Raw genomic sequence first — 18,168 nt, 5'->3', positions numbered from 1 at the left:
GGCCGCACGGCCACGGAACGCGGCACGCCCCGCCGTCTCCCGTAGGAGACCGCGGGGCGTGCCCACCTCTGCGCGGGTCAGGTGGTGCGGCGCCTGCGCGAGCCCGGACGGCGCTCGCTCGGGCGGGTCACCGGGTCGCCGGCGTCCAGCGCGGCGGCACGGCGGCGCAGGCCGAACTCGGCCAGTGCCTCCGCCAGCTTGTGCACGGACGGCTCGGGGGCCATGACGTCGACCCGCAGCCCGTGCTCCTCGGCCGTCTTGGCCGTGGCGGGACCGATGCAGGCGATCACCGTCACGTTGTGCGGCTTGCCCGCGATGCCGACCAGGTTGCGGACCGTGGAGGACGACGTGAAGAGCACGGCGTCGAAGCCGCCGCCCTTGATCGCCTCGCGGGTGTCCGCCGGCGGCGGCGACGCGCGCACGGTGCGGTACGCCGTGACGTCGTCGACCTCCCAGCCCAGCTCGATGAGCCCGGCGACGAGGGTCTCCGTGGCGATGTCCGCCCGGGGCAGGAAGACACGGTCGATCGGGTCGAAGACCGGGTCGTAGGGCGGCCAGTCCTCGAGGAGGCCCGCGGCGGACTGCTCGCCGCTCGGCACCAGGTCCGGCTTCACGCCGAAGGCGACGAGCGCGTTCGCGGTCTGCTCGCCGACCGCGGCGACCTTGATGCCCGCGAAGGCGCGCGCGTCGAGGCCGTACTCCTCGAACTTCTCCCGGACCGCCTTGACGGCGTTGACCGAGGTGAAGGCGATCCACTCGTAACGGCCGGTCACCAGGCCCTTGACCGCGCGCTCCATCTGCTGGGGCGTGCGCGGCGGCTCGACGGCGATCGTCGGCACCTCGTAGGGCACGGCCCCGTACGACCGAAGCTGGTCGGAGAGCGAAGCCGCCTGCTCCTTCGTGCGCGGTACGAGCACCTTCCAGCCGAACAGCGGCTTGGACTCGAACCACGACAACTGGTCGCGCTGGGCGGCTGCGGAACGCTCACCGACCACGGCTATGACCGGGCGTCCGCCGTCCGGGGACGGCAGCACCTTCGCCTGCTTCAGCGTCTGCGCGATCGTGCCGAGGGTGGCCGACCAGGTGCGCTGGCGGGTCGTCGTGCCGGCGATCGTCACGGACATCGGGGTGTCGGGCTTGCGGCCGGAGGCCACCAGCTCACCCGCGGCCGCGGCCACGGAGTCGAGCGTCGCCGACACCACGACGGTGCCGTCGGAGGCGCCGACCTCGGTCCAGCAGCGGTTGGACGCGGTCCGCGCGTCGACGAACCGTACGTCCGCGCCCTGCGCGTCCCGCAGCGGCACACCCGCGTAGGCGGGCACACCGACGGCGGCCGCGATGCCGGGCACGACCTCGAACGGAACGCCCGCGGCGACGCAGGCGAGCATTTCCTCGGCCGCGTACGTATCAAGTCCCGGGTCCCCGGACACCGCACGCACGACCCGCTTGCCGCCCCGTGCGGCCGTCATGACAAGATTGGCAGCGTCCCTCGACGCGGGGTCACCAACGGCTGTTGACGCGCTGTCAACAACCGTCAGCTGAGGCGTGCCTGTGCCCTGGTACGGAACCGGCGAAGTGTCCGGATCCGTGTTCAGAACAGCGACGCCTTGTCTGGCGTGAACGCGCACCACGTCGAGCACGTCGTGCTCGGCGACGAGGACGTCCGCGTTCGCCAGCGCCTCCACGGCGCGCAGTGTCAGCAGCCCTGGATCTCCGGGTCCGGCACCCAGGAAGGTGACGTGCCCGTGGACCGGACCGGCGGGAAGGTTGGTGGGGCTCACAGTGCTCGCTCCCCCATCAGACCGGCCGCGCCCTTGGCAAGCATCTCGGCGGCGAGTTCACGGCCGAGCGACATCGCCTGGTCGTGTGTCTCGGGCACGGGACCGGTGGTGGACAGCTGCACCAGCGTCGAGCCGTCGGTCGTGCCGACGACGCCGCGCAGGCGCATCTCCTTGACAATCTGCCCGTCGGCCAGCAGGTCGGCGTACGCGCCCACGGGAGCGCTGCAGCCGGCCTCCAGGGCGGCAAGCAGGGATCGCTCGGCGGTCACGGCGGCCCGGGTGTACGGGTCGTCGAGCTCGGCGAGCGCGGCGACGAGGTCCGCGTGATCCGCGGCGCACTCGATCGCCAGTGCCCCCTGGCCGGGGGCGGGCAGGACGGTGTCGACCGACAGGAAGTCGGTGACCTCGTCGATCCGGCCGAGCCGGTTGAGTCCGGCGGCGGCGAGCACGACGGCGTCGAGCTCCCCGGCGTGGACGTACCCGATCCGGGTGTCTACGTTGCCGCGGATGGCGACCGTCTCGATCGTCATGCCGTGGTTGCGGGCGTACGCGTTGAGCTGGGCCATGCGGCGCGGCGAACCGGTGCCGACGCGCGCGCCGTCCGGAAGCCGCTCGAAGGTCAGCCCGTCGCGGGCCACCAGCACGTCGCGGACGTCCTCGCGCACCGGCACGGCGGCCAGCGCGAGCTCCTCGGGCTGCGTGGTCGGCAGATCCTTGAGCGAGTGCACGGCGAAGTCGACCTCGCCGCGCACCAGTGCCTCCCGCAGCGCGGTCACGAAGACGCCCGTGCCGCCGATCTGCGCGAGGCTCTCGCGCGAAACATCGCCGTACGTCGTGATCTCAACGAGCTCGACGGGCCGTCCGGTCACCCGGCTCACGGCATCCGCCACCTGCCCGGACTGGGCCATGGCGAGTTTGCTTCGCCTGGTCCCCAGCCTCAAAGCCTGCTCACTCATGCTCGCCCTCGGTTCTTGGCGTTCTCGGTGTTGTTCTCGGCCCGCGAGACGGCGGCGACCGTCTCCGGGTCCAGGTCGAACAGGGTCCGCAGCGCGTCCGCGTACCCGGCACCGCCGGGCTCGGCGGCGAGTTGCTTGACCCGTACGGTCGGCGCGTGCAGCAGTTTGTCCACGACGCGCCGCACGGTCTGGGTGATCTCGCCGCGCTGCTTGTCGTCGAGGTCGGGCAGCCGTCCGTCCAGGCGAGCGATCTCGTTCGCGACGACGTCGGCGGCCATGGCGCGCAGCGCGACCACGGTCGGGGTGATGTGCGCGGCCCGCTGGGCGGCGCCGAACGCGGCCACCTCGTCGGAGACGATCCGGCGCACCTGGTCCACGTCGGCGGCCATCGGCGCGTCCGCGGAGGCCTCGGCGAGCGTCTCCAGGTCGACGAACCGCACACCGAGCAGCCGGTGCACGGCCGCGTCGATGTCACGGGGCATCGCGAGGTCGAGCAGCGCGAGCACCGGCGCGGGGCGGAACGCCTCGGCGACGGGTTCGGGCCGGCGGCGCTCGGGGATGCGGCCGGCGGTCGCCGCGGTGGCGGCCAGCGCGGCGATGAGCTCGGCGTCGGCCTCGGCGTCCTCGGCGGGCGTACGACGGCCGTCACGGCGCTCGACGGTTCCGGTGCCCTTGTCCACCCAGGCCGCGTGCTGCTCCAGGGTGGCGGCGTCCATGCCGGCGACGGCGGCCTCGCCCATGACGGAGAAGCCGGTGGCGCCCTGCACGGCGGACAGGTCCAGCGGGCAGGCGTCCTCGGCGGCGTCGGCGGGCGCGAGGTGACCGGCCGGTCCGGCCGCCCGCTCGCGCAGGGCCGCGGGCGTTCCCGTACGTCCTTCGACGGCGGCCGCGACGGTGTCGGCCGTCAGGACGAGTCCGGTGGCCCCGGTGCACGAGACGGCGATGTCGGCACGTGTCAGCTCGACCGGCACCGAGTCCATCGGTACCGCGCGGGCCAGCACGTCCGTGTCGTCGCCGCCGGTGAGGATCTCGGCGAGGCGCTCGGCGCGGTCGGGGGTGCGGTTGGCGATCACGATCTCGCCGACGCCGGCGCGCGCGAGCGTCGCGGCGGCCAGCGAGGACATCGAGCCCGCGCCGATGACGAGGGCCTTCTTGTCCTTGGCCCAGGCCTCGACGGCCCGTCCGGCGGAGAGCTGCTCCAGGCCGAAGGTGACCAGGGACTGTCCGGCCCGGTCGATGCCGGTCTCGGAGTGGGCGCGCTTGCCGACCCGCAGAGCCTGCTGGAACAGGTCGTTCAGGAGGCGGCCCGCGGTGTGCAGTTCCTGCGCGGTGGCCAGCGCGTCCTTGATCTGGCCGAGGATCTGGCCCTCGCCGACGACCATCGAGTCGAGGCCGCAGGCCACCGAGAAGAGGTGGTGGACGGCCCGGTCCTCGTAGTGCACGTAGAGGTGGGGGGTGAGCTCCTCCAGGCCGACGCCGCTGTGCTGGGCGAGGAGCGTGGACAGCTCGGCGACGCCCGCGTGGAACTTGTCCACGTCGGCGTACAGCTCGATGCGGTTGCAGGTGGCGAGCACCGCGCCTTCGGTGGCGGGCTCGGCGGCGAGGGTGTCCTGGAGCAGCTTGACCTGCGCGTCCGCGGACAGCGCGGCCCGTTCGAGGACGCTGACCGGGGCGCTGCGGTGGCTCAGCCCGACGACGAGGAGACTCATGCCGGCATCACCGCTGGGAGGTCCCCGTCGGGACCCTTGCCGTCGTTCCCCCGCTCGGCCGGGGCGGCGGCGGCTCCGGCCTGGGCCTCGGCCTCCTCGCCGGCCTTGCGCTGCTCGTGGAACGCGAGGATCTGCAGCTCGATCGAGAGGTCGACCTTGCGCACGTCGACGCCGTCCGGGACGGACAGGACGGTCGGCGCGAAGTTCAGGATGGAGGTGACACCGGCGGCGACCAGGCGGTCGCAGACGGGCTGGGCGGCGCCGGCCGGGGTCGCGATGACACCGATCGAGACACCGTTCTCGTCGATGATCTTTTCCAGGTCGTCCGTGTGCTGCACCGGGATCCCGGCGACGGGCTTGCCGGCCATCGCGGGATCGGCGTCGATGAGCGCGGCCACACGGAATCCGCGCGAGGCGAACCCTCCGTAGTTGGCCAGTGCCGCGCCGAGGTTGCCGATACCGACGATCACAACCGGCCAGTCCTGGGTCAGGCCCAGTTCGCGGGAGATCTGGTACACGAGATACTCGACGTCGTACCCCACACCACGCGTTCCGTAGGAACCGAGGTAGGAGAAGTCCTTGCGAAGCTTCGCGGAGTTGACCCCCGCGGCGGCCGCGAGCTCCTCGGAGGAGACCGTGGGCACCGAGCGCTCCGACAGAGCGGTGAGGGCTCGGAGGTACAGCGGAAGCCGGGCGACAGTGGCCTCGGGAATTCCTCGGCTGCGGGTCGCCGGTCGGTGAGTTCGGCCAGTTGCCACGGTGCTCCTGCGGGTAGAGCGGGGCTGCAGGCGGTCACACGTCCCCAGACCGCCCCGTCGAATGCAGGCTATGTCTTTGTGAACGCGTGCACAAAGATGGTGTCCGATTTGCCCGGCCAACGTGACCGGGGTCACGCATGCCCGGCACGCCGGTATGCAACCGGCGCGCGGACGACTCCGCTCCGCACACGAAGGGGGCAAAACCGCACACTCTCCTCAACGAATCCCGCCCCCGAGACCAATCGCCGTCGATCCTAGGCGACTTTCCGGACGCTTTGGACTGCTCGGGCAGGTCACAAGTCGGGATACATCACGGGCACCCCCGGCCCCACGGGGCACGGCTCACCCCGTGAGGGCTTTGCGAAGGCGTTCCTCGTTCACGCGCCAGAAGGTGTGCTGCGCGCCGTCCACCAGCACGACCGGGATCTGCTCCCAGTACTGGCGGTGCAGCTCCTCGTCCTCGGTGATGTCCTTGCCCTCCCAGGGGACCCCGAGATCGGCGCACACCTTCTCGATCACCTCCTGTGCGTCATCACACAGATGGCACCCGGGCTTCCTGATCAGAGTGACCAGGTGCTCCGCGGGCGCCTTCGTCTGCGTACGGCGGTCGCTGCGCCGGAAGATGGGACTCATACCCGCCATTCTCCCGCCCCGGACGGCCCGGAGGCACCCCGCGTCCGCGCACGGTGGCGAGGCTCGCGTCGGTCCGCCGCGCCGTGGGTGCGGTGCGGGGGCGGTGTCCGTACGGGGTGTTCGGAGCGCTCGTTTAACGGCGTGGCCGCGGAGAGTTCACAGCACCGAATCCTGTCGACTCCGGAAGCGCCGAACAGACTGGCTATGCTCACGACATGGCCGCTCTCGGATGGCTCACTCCCCGTAGGCGCTCCGCGACCGCGCGGAGCGTGTTGGCAGGCGAGGCCTCTGCGGAGGCAGCGCGCAAGTCCTCGCAGGAACTGCAGGAACTCGAAGAACTGGCGCCACCGGACGCCGTGGAGGAACCCGACTTCCCGGTGCTCGGCGACGACAGGGCCGCCGCGTTCTTCGATCTCGACAACACCGTGATGCAAGGTGCCGCCCTCTTCCACTTCGGACGCGGGCTGTACAAGCGGAAGTTCTTCGAGACCCGCGACCTCGCGAAGTTCGCCTGGCAGCAGGCGTGGTTCAGGCTGGCCGGGGTCGAGGACCCCGAGCACATGCAGGAGGCGCGCGACTCCGCCCTGTCCATCGTGAAGGGCCACCGGGTCTCCGAGCTGATGTCGATCGGCGAGGAGATCTACGACGAGTACATGGCCGAGCGGATCTGGCCCGGGACCCGGGCGCTCGCCCAGGCGCACCTGGACGCCGGCCAGAAGGTGTGGCTCGTCACGGCGGCGCCGGTGGAGATCGCCACGGTGATCGCGCGGCGGCTCGGCCTCACGGGTGCGCTCGGTACCGTCGCGGAGTCGGTGGACGGGATCTACACCGGCAAACTGGTCGGTGAGCCGTTGCACGGGCCGGCGAAGGCGGAGGCCGTGCGGGCGCTGGCGTCCGCGGAGGACCTGGACCTGTCGCGCTGCGCCGCGTACAGCGACTCGCACAACGACATTCCGATGCTCTCGCTGGTCGGACACCCTTACGCGATCAACCCGGACTCGAAACTGCGCAAGCACGCGCGGGACTTCGACTGGCGGCTGCGGGACTACCGCACGGCGCGCAAGGCCGCGAAGGTCGGGATTCCCGCCGCGGCCGGGGTCGGAGCGGTGGCCGGCGGCACGGCCGCCGCGATCGCGCTGCACCGGCGCCGCCGGTAGTTCGTCCGTTCGGTCGCGGATCCGGTCCGGCGGTGGGTCGGGGCCGTGCCGGATCCCGGCTGCGGGCGCGCGGTCCACATTCCACAGACCAACCCCGGTCGGCGACGCCTGCTCACCCTCCAACCCCGGCCGGCGAAAGTTTCAGCCCCTCCGGCATTTGAGGAGCGGGGTCCGGGGCGGAGCCCCAGGTACGGGACGGGTAGGGGCGGAGGGGGCGAAAACCTGTCCGGACCTGGGACGGGGCCCCGGCCGCGGGGGCAAATCACATGGTCCTACCCACGTCTTGGGCGACTCAGTCGCACTCTCCGCAGGCGGGCACAACACGCCCTGCACTCAGACGGAACACGAACCGATGCGATCAACAAGCGGTCACCGACCGGTACTTGAACGGGCACCGATCCGTGCGAAAAGCGTCGTAATCGATGATTTTAGCAACTGGGTGTAGTGCTGCCTGTACGAAGCGTTATTCTCCTCAGACGCAAACCGGTACCCCTCCGTCGTCACGACGGGTGAAAGGTCCCGCACTGCACGTGATGGAAGCTCTGCCTCTGGGAGTCCCGTGTACTCACACGTCGGGGTTGACGCCTCGGGCCTGGCTACGCTGCGCGCAACGGTCCTGGACCGTTTGCGCGGCTTCGTCCCCACCGCGTACGCCGTCCCCGCCTTCGCCCTCCCCGCGCCCGTCGGACCTTGCTATGCCCTGGCCGACGGCAACGCGGCGGTCGGCAGGCGTGGCCGCTCAGGCTCGGCCACCACCGCACGCCGTCCGGCCGCCGACAGTGACAGCGCCCGGATGATGGATCTCGTGGAGCGCGCCCAGGCCGGCGAGGCCGATGCCTTCGGACGGCTCTACGACCAGTACAGCGACACCGTGTACCGCTACATCTACTACCGGGTCGGAGGCAAGGCGACCGCCGAGGACCTCACGAGTGAGACCTTTCTGCGGGCGCTGCGCCGGATCGGCACGTTCACCTGGCAGGGCCGTGACTTCGGCGCCTGGCTGGTGACCATCGCCCGGAACCTGGTGGCCGACCATTTCAAGTCCAGCCGCTTCCGGCTGGAAGTGACCACCGGGGAGATGCTCGACGCCAACGAGGTCGAGCGCTCCCCCGAGGACTCCGTCCTGGAGTCGCTTTCCAACGCCGCGCTCCTTGACGCCGTGCGACGGCTCAATCCGCAGCAGCAGGAGTGCGTGACACTCCGCTTCCTCCAGGGGCTCTCGGTCGCCGAGACCGCCCGGGTGATGGGCAAGAACGAGGGTGCCATCAAGACCCTCCAGTACCGGGCCGTGCGCACGCTGGCCCGGCTCCTGCCCGAAGACGTGCGCTGAGCAAGCTTTCGACCACAGTGGTCCCGCACGCTCAGCGACGTCCAACTCACCTTCTGTAAAAGTCGGTTGACTTTGCGGTCCGTGCATCCGCCGTCCGTAACCGAAGTGCCGTGACGCTCGTTGTGCGGGATACAGGCTCCCTGTGGTCACGCCTTGGCCAGCGCCGATCACCCGATCGTGTGCACACGGCCAGGGGGTGCAACCCTCAGGACCCCCTGGGGAGTCGACCGTCATGACGAGAGGAGGTGCCGCCAGTGATCGCGAACGTATCGGCACACCGGCGGGCGAACGCCTTCGCCCAGGCCCTGGAGGAGATCGACCAGGGCACGGCGGCCGAGCAGCCGGATGGGGCGGCACCGTCCCGGGCTGCTGCGGAACAGACCGAGCAAGGGCTGCTGTTGGCCCTCGCCACCGGTCTCGGCGAGCTGCCCGAACCGGAGCTGGACCCCGAGGTCAAGATCGTGCAGCGAGCCCAGCTCGTCGCCGCGATGGAGGCCATGCTCCAGGAGGGCACGGCCGCCGGAGGCGAGGGGCCGGGCCGCGCGCTGCCCGAGCAGCGGTCCCATCGGGCCAAGGGCGCGCACCGGGCGACCGGACTGGGGAAGCTCCGCCCCCGGTCCCGGCTGTCCAAGGGGCTGGCCGCGGGCGGACTCACCGTCGGCGTGGCCGCCGGAGCCTTCGGCGGTGTCGCCGCCGCGAGCTCCGACGCCCTGCCCGGTGACTCGCTCTACGGGCTCAAGCGCGGCATGGAGGACATCAAGCTGGGGCTGGCCCACGGCGACAGCGACCGGGGCGAGCTCTATCTCGACCAGGCCTCGAACCGCCTGAGCGAAGCCCGCCGGCTGATGGAGCGGGGCCGCTCGGGACACCTCGACCACGAGTCCCTGGGCGAGATCCGCCGCGCCCTGTCCGGCATGCAGCACGACGCCTCCGAGGGGCACCGCCTGCTGCACGAGGCCTACGAAAGGGACGGCTCACTGGGCCCCATCCAGACTCTGTCCGCCTTCTCCCAGTCCCACCGCGAGGCCTGGGGCGCCCTGCGCGACCGGCTGCCCGTGCAGCTCGGTGACGTCAGCGACCAGGTCTCGTCGGTCTTCGAAGCCATAGACGAAGAGGTCGACCCGCTGCGCTCGCTGCTGCCCAGGACACCCGCCCCCGAGGGCACCGGCCGTCACCGGGGCAAGAGCGAGGAGGCCACCGGCTCGCCGGGCACGGACACCCCGGCGCCCAGCGCCAGCAGCAAGGGCAGCACGGGCGAGAGCCACAGCAGCGGCAAGCCCAGGCCATCCAGTTCCGGCAGCAGCAGCGAGGGCCTGCTCGGCGGCGGCACCGGCGGTCTGCTCGACCCGCCGCAGGACGACACCAGCTCCACCCCGTCGTCCAGCGCCGGCAGCAAGGGCAGCGCCACGAGCGAACCCGACGTCACCCTGCCGCCCCTGCTCCCCGGTCTCCTGCCGGGGCTCGGGATCGACACGCAGGACAGCGGCTGACGAGGCCACCGCGGTACGTCGATGGGGGCGCCCTCCTCGGGGAGGGCGCCCCCATCGACGTACCGGCATATCAGGACATGATCAACAGAATCGTATTTGCATGATCAGAAGAACACGGACCTGCGCTGCACCAGCAGCTTGTACAGCGTGTGCTGGATCTGCTCCCTGACCTGGTCGGTCAGGTTGAACATCAGCATCGGGTCGTCGGCCGCCTCCGGCGGATAGCCGTCCGTGCGGATCGGCTCGCCGAACTGGATCGTCCACTTGGTGGGCAGCGGGATCGCACCGAGCGGGCCCAGCCACGGGAACGTCGGCGTGATCGGGAAGTACGGGAATCCCAGCAGCCGCGCGAGGGTCTTCGCGTTGCCGATCATCGGATAGATCTCCTCCGCCCCGACGATCGAGCACGGAATGATCGGGGTGCCCGCGCGCAGCGCCGTCGAGACGAAGCCGCCCCGGCCGAACCGCTGGAGCTTGTAGCGCTCGCTGAACGGCTTACCGATGCCCTTGAAGCCCTCCGGCATCACCCCGACCAGTTCCCCGCGCTCCAGCAGCCGTTCGGCGTCCTCCGAGCAGGCCAGGGTGTGACCGGCCTTGCGGGCCAGCTCGTTGACGACCGGCAGCATGAACACCAGGTCGGCGGCGAGCAGCCGCAGATGCCGGTTCGCGGGATGGTTGTCGTGGACGGCGACCTGCATCATCAGGCCGTCCAGCGGAAGGGTGCCCGAGTGGTTGGCGACGATCAGGGCGCCGCCGTCCGACGGGATGTTCTCGACACCCTTCACCTCGACGCGGAAGTACTTCTCGTACACCGGCCGGATCAGGGACATCAGGACCTGGTCCGTCAGCTCCTGGTCGTAGCCGAACTCGTCGATCTCGTAGTCGCCGGTGAGCCTGCGGCGCAGGAAGGACAGGCCTCCCGCGATGCGCTGCTCCAGGCTCGTACCCGTAGCGCCCTGCCGGGGCGGCTGTTCCTCCTGCGTCACCGGAACATCATCCTGCGGAAGGGCAAGTCCCGGCATGGGCTGGACCTCGCGTACGACCACGGGATCGCCCTTGCGCCGGCTCCCCGCGGCCCGGCGCCTCGCCGGGCGCTGCACCGCAGCCCCGCGCGAGCGGTCGTCGTCGAACGGAATGACCTTGGCGTCCGCCATCGTTGATGCGCTCCTCAGTTGGCGCTCTGCGTCGGGGGGTGGCCGCCGCCCAGAACAGGCAGCGCGGCGATCTTGTCCACGGCCCCCGCAAGGGCCTCCGGGGGCAGGAGTCCGGGACCCCTGCTCTGGGCGAAGTCCGCGAAGGTCTCCGCCGTCGTGTACTTCGGCCGATAGCCCAGGGTTTCGCGCATCTGGACCGTCGCGACGACCCTGCCGTGCGTGAGCAGCCGTAGCTGCTCCGGCGAGAAGTCCGTCACCCCCAGGGTACGCACGGCCGTGCCGGCCCAGCTCAGGGCCGGCAGCAGCAGGGGCACGGTGGGCCGGCCGAGCCGCCGCGCGCACTGCGAGAGCAACAGGACGCCGTCCCCGGCGATGTTGAACGTGCCGCTGTTGAGCGTGCCCCGCTGCGGCTCGTGCGCGGCGAGCCGCAGCACCTCGATGACGTCGCTCTCGTGGACGAACTGGAGCCGCGGGTCGTAACCGAACACCGTCGGCAGCACCGGCAGCGAGAAGTAGGAGGCGAGCGGTGAATCCGCGCTCGGTCCGAGGATGTTGGCGAACCGCAGCACGCACACCGCGACATCGGGCCGCCGGCGCGCGAAGCCGCGTACGTAGCCCTCGACCTCGACCGTGTCCTTCGCGAAGCCGCCGCTGGGCAGCGACTTGGGCGAGGTGGTCTCGGTGAAGACGGCGGGGTCGCGCGGCGCGGAGCCGTAGACGTTGGTGCTGGACTTCACGACGAGCCGCTTGACCGTCGGGGACTTCTGGCAGGCGCCGAGGAGCTGCATGGTGCCGATGACGTTGGTCTCCTTGACCGTGGTCCGGCTGCCGGAGGCCAGCGCCGTTCCCGTCACGTCCATGTGGACGACCGTGTCGACGGAGTACTCGGCGAGCACCCGGGCGATGGTGGGCTGGCGGATGTCGGCCTGCACGAAGTCGGCGCCGCCGATGTGGTGCTCGGGCGGCACCGCGTCCACGGCGATCACCCGGTCCACCTGCGGGTCACGCTGGATCCGTCGGACGAACCGGCCCCCGAGCTGCCGGGCCACCCCGGTCACGAGCACGACCTTCCCCAAGATCAGCGCCTTCCTTCCAGAACTGGACGTAGCTCCGCTCGTACCTGCCGCGTTCCCCGTGTGCGCCAACTTAGCGGGTTGATGTTGCGCTGTGATGACCGCCCGATGCACGAAGTGACGACAGCCATGGACGTGCGACCAGACCCAGCCATTCGGCCCACAGCCGCGTGGGGCCGGTGTGGCCGAAGACGTTCGACGGTCGAGCGGTCATTCGGGGTGGTCCGGCACGGCCGCCCCGGGCCGAAGTCGGCTCGATCACCGCCGGGCCGCATTCGGCTCGGCCGCCGTCACACCGGAGGTGGGTGGGTCGCCCCGTCACGCCGGAAGTCCCCTGTCGCCGTCACAGGGCCCCCGCAGACGCCGGTGCGGCTTTCCCCGACCGGATACGCCTGTGGCCTCCCACCCGCTGGTGAGAGGCCACAGTACGCGTTTCCGCGCGTCGCTTACTTCTTGTTGCGACGCTGAACGCGAGTGCGCTTGAGCAGCTTGCGGTGCTTCTTCTTCGCCATCCGCTTGCGCCGCTTCTTGATAACAGAGCCCACGACTACCCTCGCTCACTTCTCTTTACTCGGTGCTGGGCTGCATGGGCCCACACGACCTATGAGGGGCCAGCCTACCCGCCCGAGGGCTGAGGTCGTAATCGAGGTGTTTTCCGGGAGATCGCGAACGGTCTCCCGGAACGCCGTCAGGCGGTCTCCACCCCCACATAGCTCTCGCGGAGGTACTCGTGAACCGCTTGCTCCGGCACCCGGAAGGACCTCCCCACCCGGATCGCCGGCAGATGACCGCTGTGCACCAGGCGGTACACGGTCATCTTCGACACTCGCATCACCGAGGCGACTTCCGCCACGGTAAGGAACTGAACCTCGTTCAGAGGCCTCTCGCCTGCAGCCATGTCACACCTGCACCTTCCGCACTCGACGGCCACCGGCTTCCCCTTCCGGTGACTCTTCGTCGCTGCGCACTCACTCCCCAATGTAGGGGCGTGTGATGCGAGTGGGGAAGAGGGGATGCCATCGGCCGCCTACTGTGACAGACACGCTCGATTGAGTACATAGCGAGTAAGCGGTCGGTAGTAATCAGACCGCACAGCGTCATCTAGCGGAACGACGACGGACACGCGCCCCTCTGCCTCTCCGACGAACAGCGCGGGGTCGTCCGTATCGGCGAGACCGATGGCCTCGAACCCCAGTTGACCTGCTCCGCAGACCCATCCGTGGTCTCCGACGACCAGTTCCGGGAGGGGGCCTCCAGCCTCGGCGGCGGCCGCCAGAACGGTCCTGACCGGGAGGGGTGAATGGGTGTGTGCGCCGGTCGCACGACCGGCGTCCTCGGGCTCCGGTTCACGCACGAGCGCGACACCTCGTACGTAGTCGATGTTGTATGTGCGTAGACCGAACCGGGTCGTTATGTCGATAGAGCTACCCTGCGCGGGGGTGAGGACGGTACACCCCGCCGCCGACAGGGCGTCCGCGAGCGCGGCGTAGAAATCGATCAGACGGTGCGGGTGACCGGTACCGAGAAGCACGGGGTGACGGCGTCGGGCGGCTTCGCCGAGCCGTTCGGCGAAGGCGTCGAGGGCCGCGAGGGTCCGCTCCGGGTCGATCACATCATGCCCCGAAGTGTGTGACGGATCGGCCGAGACCCCGCATTTGTCGGCCATCAACTCGATCAGATCCCGCTGGCACCACGACCATTCGGGATCGAGTCCGAGCAGCAGACGGGGGTCGCGGGCGGCGAAGAGCCGGTAGCTGCGCAGGCTCTCCTCGCGCGACGTGGCCACGGGTCCGGCGAGCCGGGCGGCCAGCAGATGTGCGCGCAAAGCTCCGGTGCTCAACACGTCAGCGATGCTGGCGCATCCACCGATGCCCTATGCCCACAATGCGGAATATGCCCCACAGTTGGCCTAAGGTCCGGTGTCGTCCCCTGCCGCCCCCTGTCGGCGCCCGCGGACCGAGCGGACCAGGCGGACCAGGCGGACCAGGCCTACGGGAGCATCCCCCGCAGCGGGAACACGGCCTTGCGCGTCGCCACGATCGCCTGGTCGAGACGGTCCGCCGGGTCGTACCCCGACTCCCAGTCCTTGAAGGACACCGGCCACCGCCCGTCGGTCATCCGCATCGGCGCCAACTGCCGTGTGCGGGCGAAGACCTCCTGCCGCCAGCTCTCCGGGACGACCGTCTCCGGCTCCACGGGACGGCCCGCCGCCACGGCCACGAGGTGCGTCCACGAACGCGGTACGACCTCCACCACCGCGTAGCCGCCGCCTCCCAGCGCGACCCAGCGCCCGTCGGCGTACGTGTGCGCCAGGTCGTGACAGGCCACCTGCACCGCCCGCTGCGCGTCGAGCGAGACCGCCAGGTGCGCGAGCGGGTCCTCGAAGTGGGTGTCCGCGCCGTGCTGGGTGACCAGCACCTGCGGCCGGAAGTCGGCGATCAGCTCGGGCACCACGGAGTGGAACGCCCGCAGCCAGCCCGCGTCCCCGGTGCCCGCCGGCAACGCGAGATTCACGGCCGTGCCCTCCGCGCTGCCCGCCCCGGTCTCCTCGGGCCACCCGGTCTGCGGGAACAGCGTCCGCGGATGCTCGTGCAGCGAGATCGTCAGGACCCGCGGATCCTCCCAGAAGGCCGCCTGGACACCGTCGCCGTGATGCACGTCGACATCGATGTACGCGACCCGCTCGGCGCCCAGTTCCAGCAGCCGGGCGATCGCCAGAGCGGCGTCGTTGTAGACGCAGAACCCGGAGGCGGCGCCGGGCATCGCGTGGTGCAGCCCGCCGGCGAAGTTCACCGCGTGCAGCGCCTCGCCGCGCCACACCGCCTCCGCGGCCCCCACGGACTGCCCGGCGATCATCGCGGACACCTCGTGCATCCCGGCGAACGCGGGATCGTCCATCGTTCCGAGGCCGTACGCCTGGTCGGCCGAGGCGGGATCGGCGGACGCGGCCTTCACGGCCGCCACGTAGTCCTCGCGGTGCACCAGCCGCAGCGTCGAGTCTCCGGCGGGCTTCGCCGCGACCACCGCGACGTCCCGGTCGAGCCCGAAGGCGTCGACGAGCCCCCTCGTCAGCCGGAGCCGGACCGGATCCATCGGATGGTCCGGACCGAAGTCATACCCCGTTACTGCCTCGTCCCACATCAGCTGTGCGCGGCCGCTCATGCACGTCACCGTATCGGTCCGGTTGAGCCTCGAACGACCGGGCGTACCCCAGCGTCGCCAGGACCAGCACCATCGGTACGAGCATGGCCCCGCGGTAGTTCCACGCGTCACCCAGCGCGCCCACCAACGGGGACCCGATCAGGAAGCCGACGTAGTTGAAGATGTTCAGCCGCGCGATCGCCGTGTCCGAGGCCCCGGGGAACAGCCTCCCCGCCGCCGCGAAGGTCTGCGGCACGATCACGCACAGCCCGAGCCCCAGCAGCGTGAACCCCAGCATGCCCACCCCGGCGCCGGGTGCGACCGCCACCACCCCGAACCCGAGCGCGGCCACCACGGCACCCAGCCGCACCACCGCCACGGCCCCGAACCGCCGCACCCCGAGGTCTCCGACAGCCCGCCCCACCAGCGTCATCACCATGTAGACGTTGTACGGAACGGTCGCCATCTGCTCCGAGCTGCCCAGCACGTCCTTGAGGTACTTCGCGCTCCAGTTGGAGACCGTCGAGTCCCCGATGTAGGCGAACGTCATCACCAGGCACAGCGGCAGCAGGAGCTTGAAGACGAGGGGACCCGCGCCCGCACCGGCCTGCGCGTCCTCCTTCCCGCCCGCGTCCGCGCCTCCGTCGACGTACCACCGGCTCCCCACCAGGGCGAGCGGCAGCAGCATCAGTACGGCCGGCAGATACGACACGAAGAGCGACAGGTGCCAGTGCGCCCCGGCCCACGCGAGCGAGGCGCCCACGATCCCGCCCAGGCTGTACGCGGCGTGGAAGCCGAGCATGATGCTGCGCCCGTACGACCGCTGGAGACTCACGCCGAGCATGTTCATCGAGGCGTCGAGACCACCGACCGCGAGGCCGAAGGCGCCGAGGGCGACGGCCACCTCGACGAGCTGGTCGCCGGCGCCGACTCCGAGCAGGGCCAGCAGCACGACCGGCTGCGACCACCGCAGGATCCGGCTGGGGCGTATGCGCTTGACGAGATGCTCGGTGGTGACGCTGCCCAGTCCGGCGAGGACCGGGACGGCGGCCAGGAACACCGGCAGGAGCGCGTCGGAGATCCCGTAGCGGTCCTGGATGGCCGGGATACGCGTCACGAGCAGCGCGAAGGCGGCACCCTGAGCGAAGAAGCTGAACGCCAAAGAGGCCCTACCGCGCCGCAGCACATCTGTCATGGCGGCGAGCGTAGGGCCCCGGCTTACCGGTGGGTAGATCAAGCCGAAGATGAATTTTGCTCAGCTCTTCGGGGGTGGGGGTGGAGAGGGACTGCCGCGGTCCTCGCGGCGGACCCGTCCCCGTCCTCGGTGCGGGGTCCGGGGTCCTCGGCGCGGGGCCGTTCAGCGCCGCGGCCCGGCCTCGGCGGCGAGCTCGTGCTCCAGCATCTTCTGCATCGGGACGACGGCGAACCGGCCGCTGAGCAGGAAGGCGAGGACCATCGATGCGATCGTGACGACCGTGCCGAGCCAGACCATGGTGTCGATCGGCAGCGTGTAGGCGCCCACGGCCTTCACGACGCACTCGCTGAGCAGGACCGTGCCCCACACCAGCGAGAACGTCCGCTCGGCCTTCCGGAACGCCTCCGAGCCCGCCGCCAGCCGGTCCCAGGCCGCGGCCCGCGCCGCGTCGCCCTTCACGAGGAACGGCTTCATCCCCTGCGTCATCATCGGCCGGCCGAGCCTGACGGACACGAGGACACCGATCCCGATCACGCTGCTGACGCCGCTGTCCTTCGCGAGCATCAGCCGCGGGTCACCGGCGACGAGGCTGAGCGAGAGCCCCACCACGTTGACGAGCAGGATGAGCGCGGCCAGGGCGTTGGCCTTGCGCTCCTTCACCACGCTCCACACGGTCCGCACGGCCGGCACGACGCTGCTCCAGCCGAGGGCGGCCATCGTGCTCATCCCGAACCCGTTCTTGAGCAGGTAGTACGACCCGACGGGCACCGCCACGTCCACGATCAGCGGCAGGAAGCTCGGCCGGGGGCCGGCGGTCTCCGGCGTGGTGGCCGCTTCCGCCCGGGCAAAGCCGGTGGTCTCTCCGGTGCTGATCTCGGTGGCCGTGATGCTCATGATCGGGTCCCTCCGTCGTAGCTGTGTACGTCCCGTTTCGATGTACTCAGCTTCGCGGTCGGCCCCCGCCCTCCGACAGAAACGATCGTCCGGAGCTCGGCATGACAAATGTCAGCGCCCGCCGATGGGAGCCGTCATACCAGCAGGTCAGCCAACTCCCCCATGTCGGAGAAGAGTTGGGTGGCCCCGGTGAGCCGGTCGGCCGGTGTCATGGCGGTGAACCCGTACACGTCCATCCCGGCCGCGTTGGCCGCCTGCACCCCCAGGGGACTGTCCTCGACGACAGCGCACTTCTCCGGCCGCACGCCCATGCGCTCGGCGGCGTGGAGGAACAGATCGGGGGCCGGCTTGCCCCGCCCGACGTCCTGCGAGCTGAAGATCCGGTCCTCGTCGAACCACCGGTCCAGCCCTGTCGTCCGGTGTCCGACCCGGATCCGCTCGTGGCTCCCGGAGGAGGCGACGCAGTACGGCACTCCATCGGCGGCCAGCTTCTCCAGGACCTGGGCGGCCCCGGGAACCGGCTTCAGCTCCCGTTCGAACGCGGCGAAGACCCGTGCGTGGAAGACGTCGTCGAAGTCGTCCGGCAGCCGCCGGCCGGTGCGCTCCAGGACCAGGTCGTGGATGCGGTGCATCGCGGAGCCCATGTAGTCACGCAAGGAGTCCTCGTACGAGGTGGGGTGCCCCAACTCGGTGAGGTAGGCGGCCAAGTGGGTATTGGAGATCGGCTCGCTGTCGACGAGGACTCCGTCATTGTCGAAAATAATCAGGTCGTAGCGCATGACAAAGACCCTAAACGCAGAAGACCCCCGGACCGGTATCCCCGGTCCGGGGGTCTTCTCACAATTTGTTCGGCGGCGTCCTACTCTCCCACAGGGTCCCCCCTGCAGTACCATCGGC

General features: G+C 70.5%; 17 protein-coding genes. 3 read left to right on the top strand and 14 right to left on the bottom strand.

The genetic code is table 11. From position 1 onward, the window contains the following. Positions 1-77 precede the first annotated feature (77 nt). From ACFRIC_RS33110 to ACFRIC_RS33090, 5 genes are all read right to left on the bottom strand, one after another. A complete protein-coding gene (locus ACFRIC_RS33110; RefSeq protein WP_382793583.1) occupies positions 78-1,781 on the bottom strand; it encodes a uroporphyrinogen-III synthase in 1,704 nt (567 codons plus the stop codon). After that, the gene (gene hemC, locus ACFRIC_RS33105; protein ID WP_382793579.1) at positions 1,778-2,737 is read right to left on the bottom strand and encodes a hydroxymethylbilane synthase; all 960 of its coding nucleotides are present in this window, start codon (positions 2,735-2,737) and stop codon (positions 1,778-1,780) included. Before hemC ends, ACFRIC_RS33110 begins: the two co-directional genes overlap by 4 nt. Then, complete coding sequence (locus tag ACFRIC_RS33100) at positions 2,734-4,446, bottom strand: glutamyl-tRNA reductase (RefSeq protein ID WP_382793576.1); 1,713 nt, start codon at positions 4,444-4,446, stop codon at positions 2,734-2,736. Before ACFRIC_RS33100 ends, hemC begins: the two co-directional genes overlap by 4 nt. Continuing rightward, entirely contained in the window at positions 4,443-5,204 is a 762-nt protein-coding gene (locus tag ACFRIC_RS33095; RefSeq protein ID WP_382793573.1) for a redox-sensing transcriptional repressor Rex, read from the bottom strand. Before ACFRIC_RS33095 ends, ACFRIC_RS33100 begins: the two co-directional genes overlap by 4 nt. A gap of 342 nt (positions 5,205-5,546) precedes the next feature. Next, complete coding sequence (locus tag ACFRIC_RS33090) at positions 5,547-5,846, bottom strand: glutaredoxin family protein (RefSeq protein ID WP_382793571.1); 300 nt, start codon at positions 5,844-5,846, stop codon at positions 5,547-5,549. A 206-nt stretch (positions 5,847-6,052) separates the two neighbouring features. Here ACFRIC_RS33090 and ACFRIC_RS33085 point away from each other — a divergent pair, with 206 nt between their 5' ends. The 3 genes from ACFRIC_RS33085 (at position 6,053) to ACFRIC_RS33075 (ending at position 9,814) form a co-directional block, all read left to right on the top strand. Next, positions 6,053-6,994, top strand: coding sequence for an HAD-IB family hydrolase (locus tag ACFRIC_RS33085; RefSeq protein ID WP_328449658.1), 942 nt, complete (start codon positions 6,053-6,055; stop codon positions 6,992-6,994). 559 nt (positions 6,995-7,553) lie between these two features. Further along, complete coding sequence (locus ACFRIC_RS33080) at positions 7,554-8,324, top strand: ECF subfamily RNA polymerase sigma factor, BldN family (protein WP_382793567.1); 771 nt, start codon at positions 7,554-7,556, stop codon at positions 8,322-8,324. 254 nt (positions 8,325-8,578) lie between these two features. Then, positions 8,579-9,814 (top strand): DUF5667 domain-containing protein, encoded by a 1,236-nt coding sequence (locus ACFRIC_RS33075; RefSeq protein WP_382793564.1) that lies wholly within the window; start codon positions 8,579-8,581, stop codon positions 9,812-9,814. A 104-nt stretch (positions 9,815-9,918) separates the two neighbouring features. On the opposite strand, the gene ACFRIC_RS33070 is transcribed toward ACFRIC_RS33075, so the two are convergent. The 9 genes from ACFRIC_RS33070 to ACFRIC_RS33030 all read right to left on the bottom strand — a co-directional run bounded on the left by ACFRIC_RS33070 (position 9,919) and on the right by ACFRIC_RS33030 (position 18,050). Beyond that, the gene (locus ACFRIC_RS33070; RefSeq protein WP_382793561.1) at positions 9,919-10,968 is read right to left on the bottom strand and encodes a lysophospholipid acyltransferase family protein; all 1,050 of its coding nucleotides are present in this window, start codon (positions 10,966-10,968) and stop codon (positions 9,919-9,921) included. 14 nt (positions 10,969-10,982) lie between these two features. Continuing rightward, on the bottom strand, positions 10,983-12,044 hold the full coding sequence (locus ACFRIC_RS33065) for an NAD-dependent epimerase/dehydratase family protein (RefSeq protein ID WP_382793559.1): 1,062 nt from the start codon (positions 12,042-12,044) through the stop codon (positions 10,983-10,985). A 443-nt stretch (positions 12,045-12,487) separates the two neighbouring features. Further along, positions 12,488-12,586 carry a 30S ribosomal protein bS22 gene (locus tag ACFRIC_RS33060; RefSeq protein ID WP_003948845.1) on the bottom strand — a complete coding sequence of 33 codons (99 nt, stop codon included), beginning with the start codon at positions 12,584-12,586 and terminating at the stop codon, positions 12,488-12,490. 143 nt (positions 12,587-12,729) lie between these two features. Continuing rightward, positions 12,730-12,939: a helix-turn-helix domain-containing protein gene (locus ACFRIC_RS33055; RefSeq protein ID WP_093781815.1), complete on the bottom strand. Its 210-nt coding sequence runs from the start codon at positions 12,937-12,939 to the stop codon at positions 12,730-12,732. A 129-nt stretch (positions 12,940-13,068) separates the two neighbouring features. Beyond that, positions 13,069-13,884, bottom strand: a complete 816-nt coding sequence (locus tag ACFRIC_RS33050) for a phosphatase (protein ID WP_382793556.1) — start codon at positions 13,882-13,884, stop codon at positions 13,069-13,071. A 146-nt stretch (positions 13,885-14,030) separates the two neighbouring features. Then, on the bottom strand, positions 14,031-15,203 hold the full coding sequence (locus tag ACFRIC_RS33045) for an acetoin utilization protein AcuC (protein ID WP_382793554.1): 1,173 nt from the start codon (positions 15,201-15,203) through the stop codon (positions 14,031-14,033). Then, a complete protein-coding gene (locus tag ACFRIC_RS33040; RefSeq protein WP_382793551.1) occupies positions 15,154-16,377 on the bottom strand; it encodes an MFS transporter in 1,224 nt (407 codons plus the stop codon). The genes ACFRIC_RS33045 and ACFRIC_RS33040 overlap by 50 nt, the downstream gene beginning before the upstream one ends. 162 nt (positions 16,378-16,539) lie before the next feature. After that, positions 16,540-17,271, bottom strand: a complete 732-nt coding sequence (locus ACFRIC_RS33035) for a VC0807 family protein (protein ID WP_382793549.1) — start codon at positions 17,269-17,271, stop codon at positions 16,540-16,542. A gap of 134 nt (positions 17,272-17,405) precedes the next feature. Next, positions 17,406-18,050, bottom strand: a complete 645-nt coding sequence (locus ACFRIC_RS33030; protein ID WP_382793546.1) for an HAD family hydrolase — start codon at positions 18,048-18,050, stop codon at positions 17,406-17,408. Between the last annotated feature and the right edge of the window lie 118 nt (positions 18,051-18,168).

The organism is Streptomyces sp. NPDC056738 (assembly GCF_042790435.1).
In the GTDB taxonomy this organism is placed as follows: Bacteria; Actinomycetota; Actinomycetes; order Streptomycetales; family Streptomycetaceae; genus Streptomyces.
Note: the sequence above shows the minus strand (reverse complement) of the source record. Positions and strands in the feature narration are given on the sequence as shown.

What these genes read in the sequence shown, in the direction of transcription:
- ACFRIC_RS33045 (WP_382793554.1), bottom strand. Translation starts at nt 15,203, where the DNA reads ATGAGCGGCCGCGCACAGCTGATGTGGGACGAGGCAGTAACGGGGTAT.
- ACFRIC_RS33055 (WP_093781815.1), bottom strand. Translation starts at nt 12,939, where the DNA reads ATGGCTGCAGGCGAGAGGCCTCTGAACGAGGTTCAGTTCCTTACCGTG.
- ACFRIC_RS33100 (WP_382793576.1), bottom strand. Translation starts at nt 4,446, where the DNA reads ATGAGTCTCCTCGTCGTCGGGCTGAGCCACCGCAGCGCCCCGGTCAGC.
- ACFRIC_RS33030 (WP_382793546.1), bottom strand. Translation starts at nt 18,050, where the DNA reads ATGCGCTACGACCTGATTATTTTCGACAATGACGGAGTCCTCGTCGAC.
- ACFRIC_RS33085 (WP_328449658.1), top strand. Translation starts at nt 6,053, where the DNA reads ATGGCCGCTCTCGGATGGCTCACTCCCCGTAGGCGCTCCGCGACCGCG.
- hemC (WP_382793579.1), bottom strand. Translation starts at nt 2,737, where the DNA reads ATGAGTGAGCAGGCTTTGAGGCTGGGGACCAGGCGAAGCAAACTCGCC.
- ACFRIC_RS33070 (WP_382793561.1), bottom strand. Translation starts at nt 10,968, where the DNA reads ATGGCGGACGCCAAGGTCATTCCGTTCGACGACGACCGCTCGCGCGGG.
- ACFRIC_RS33090 (WP_382793571.1), bottom strand. Translation starts at nt 5,846, where the DNA reads ATGGCGGGTATGAGTCCCATCTTCCGGCGCAGCGACCGCCGTACGCAG.
- ACFRIC_RS33040 (WP_382793551.1), bottom strand. Translation starts at nt 16,377, where the DNA reads ATGACAGATGTGCTGCGGCGCGGTAGGGCCTCTTTGGCGTTCAGCTTC.
- ACFRIC_RS33035 (WP_382793549.1), bottom strand. Translation starts at nt 17,271, where the DNA reads ATGAGCATCACGGCCACCGAGATCAGCACCGGAGAGACCACCGGCTTT.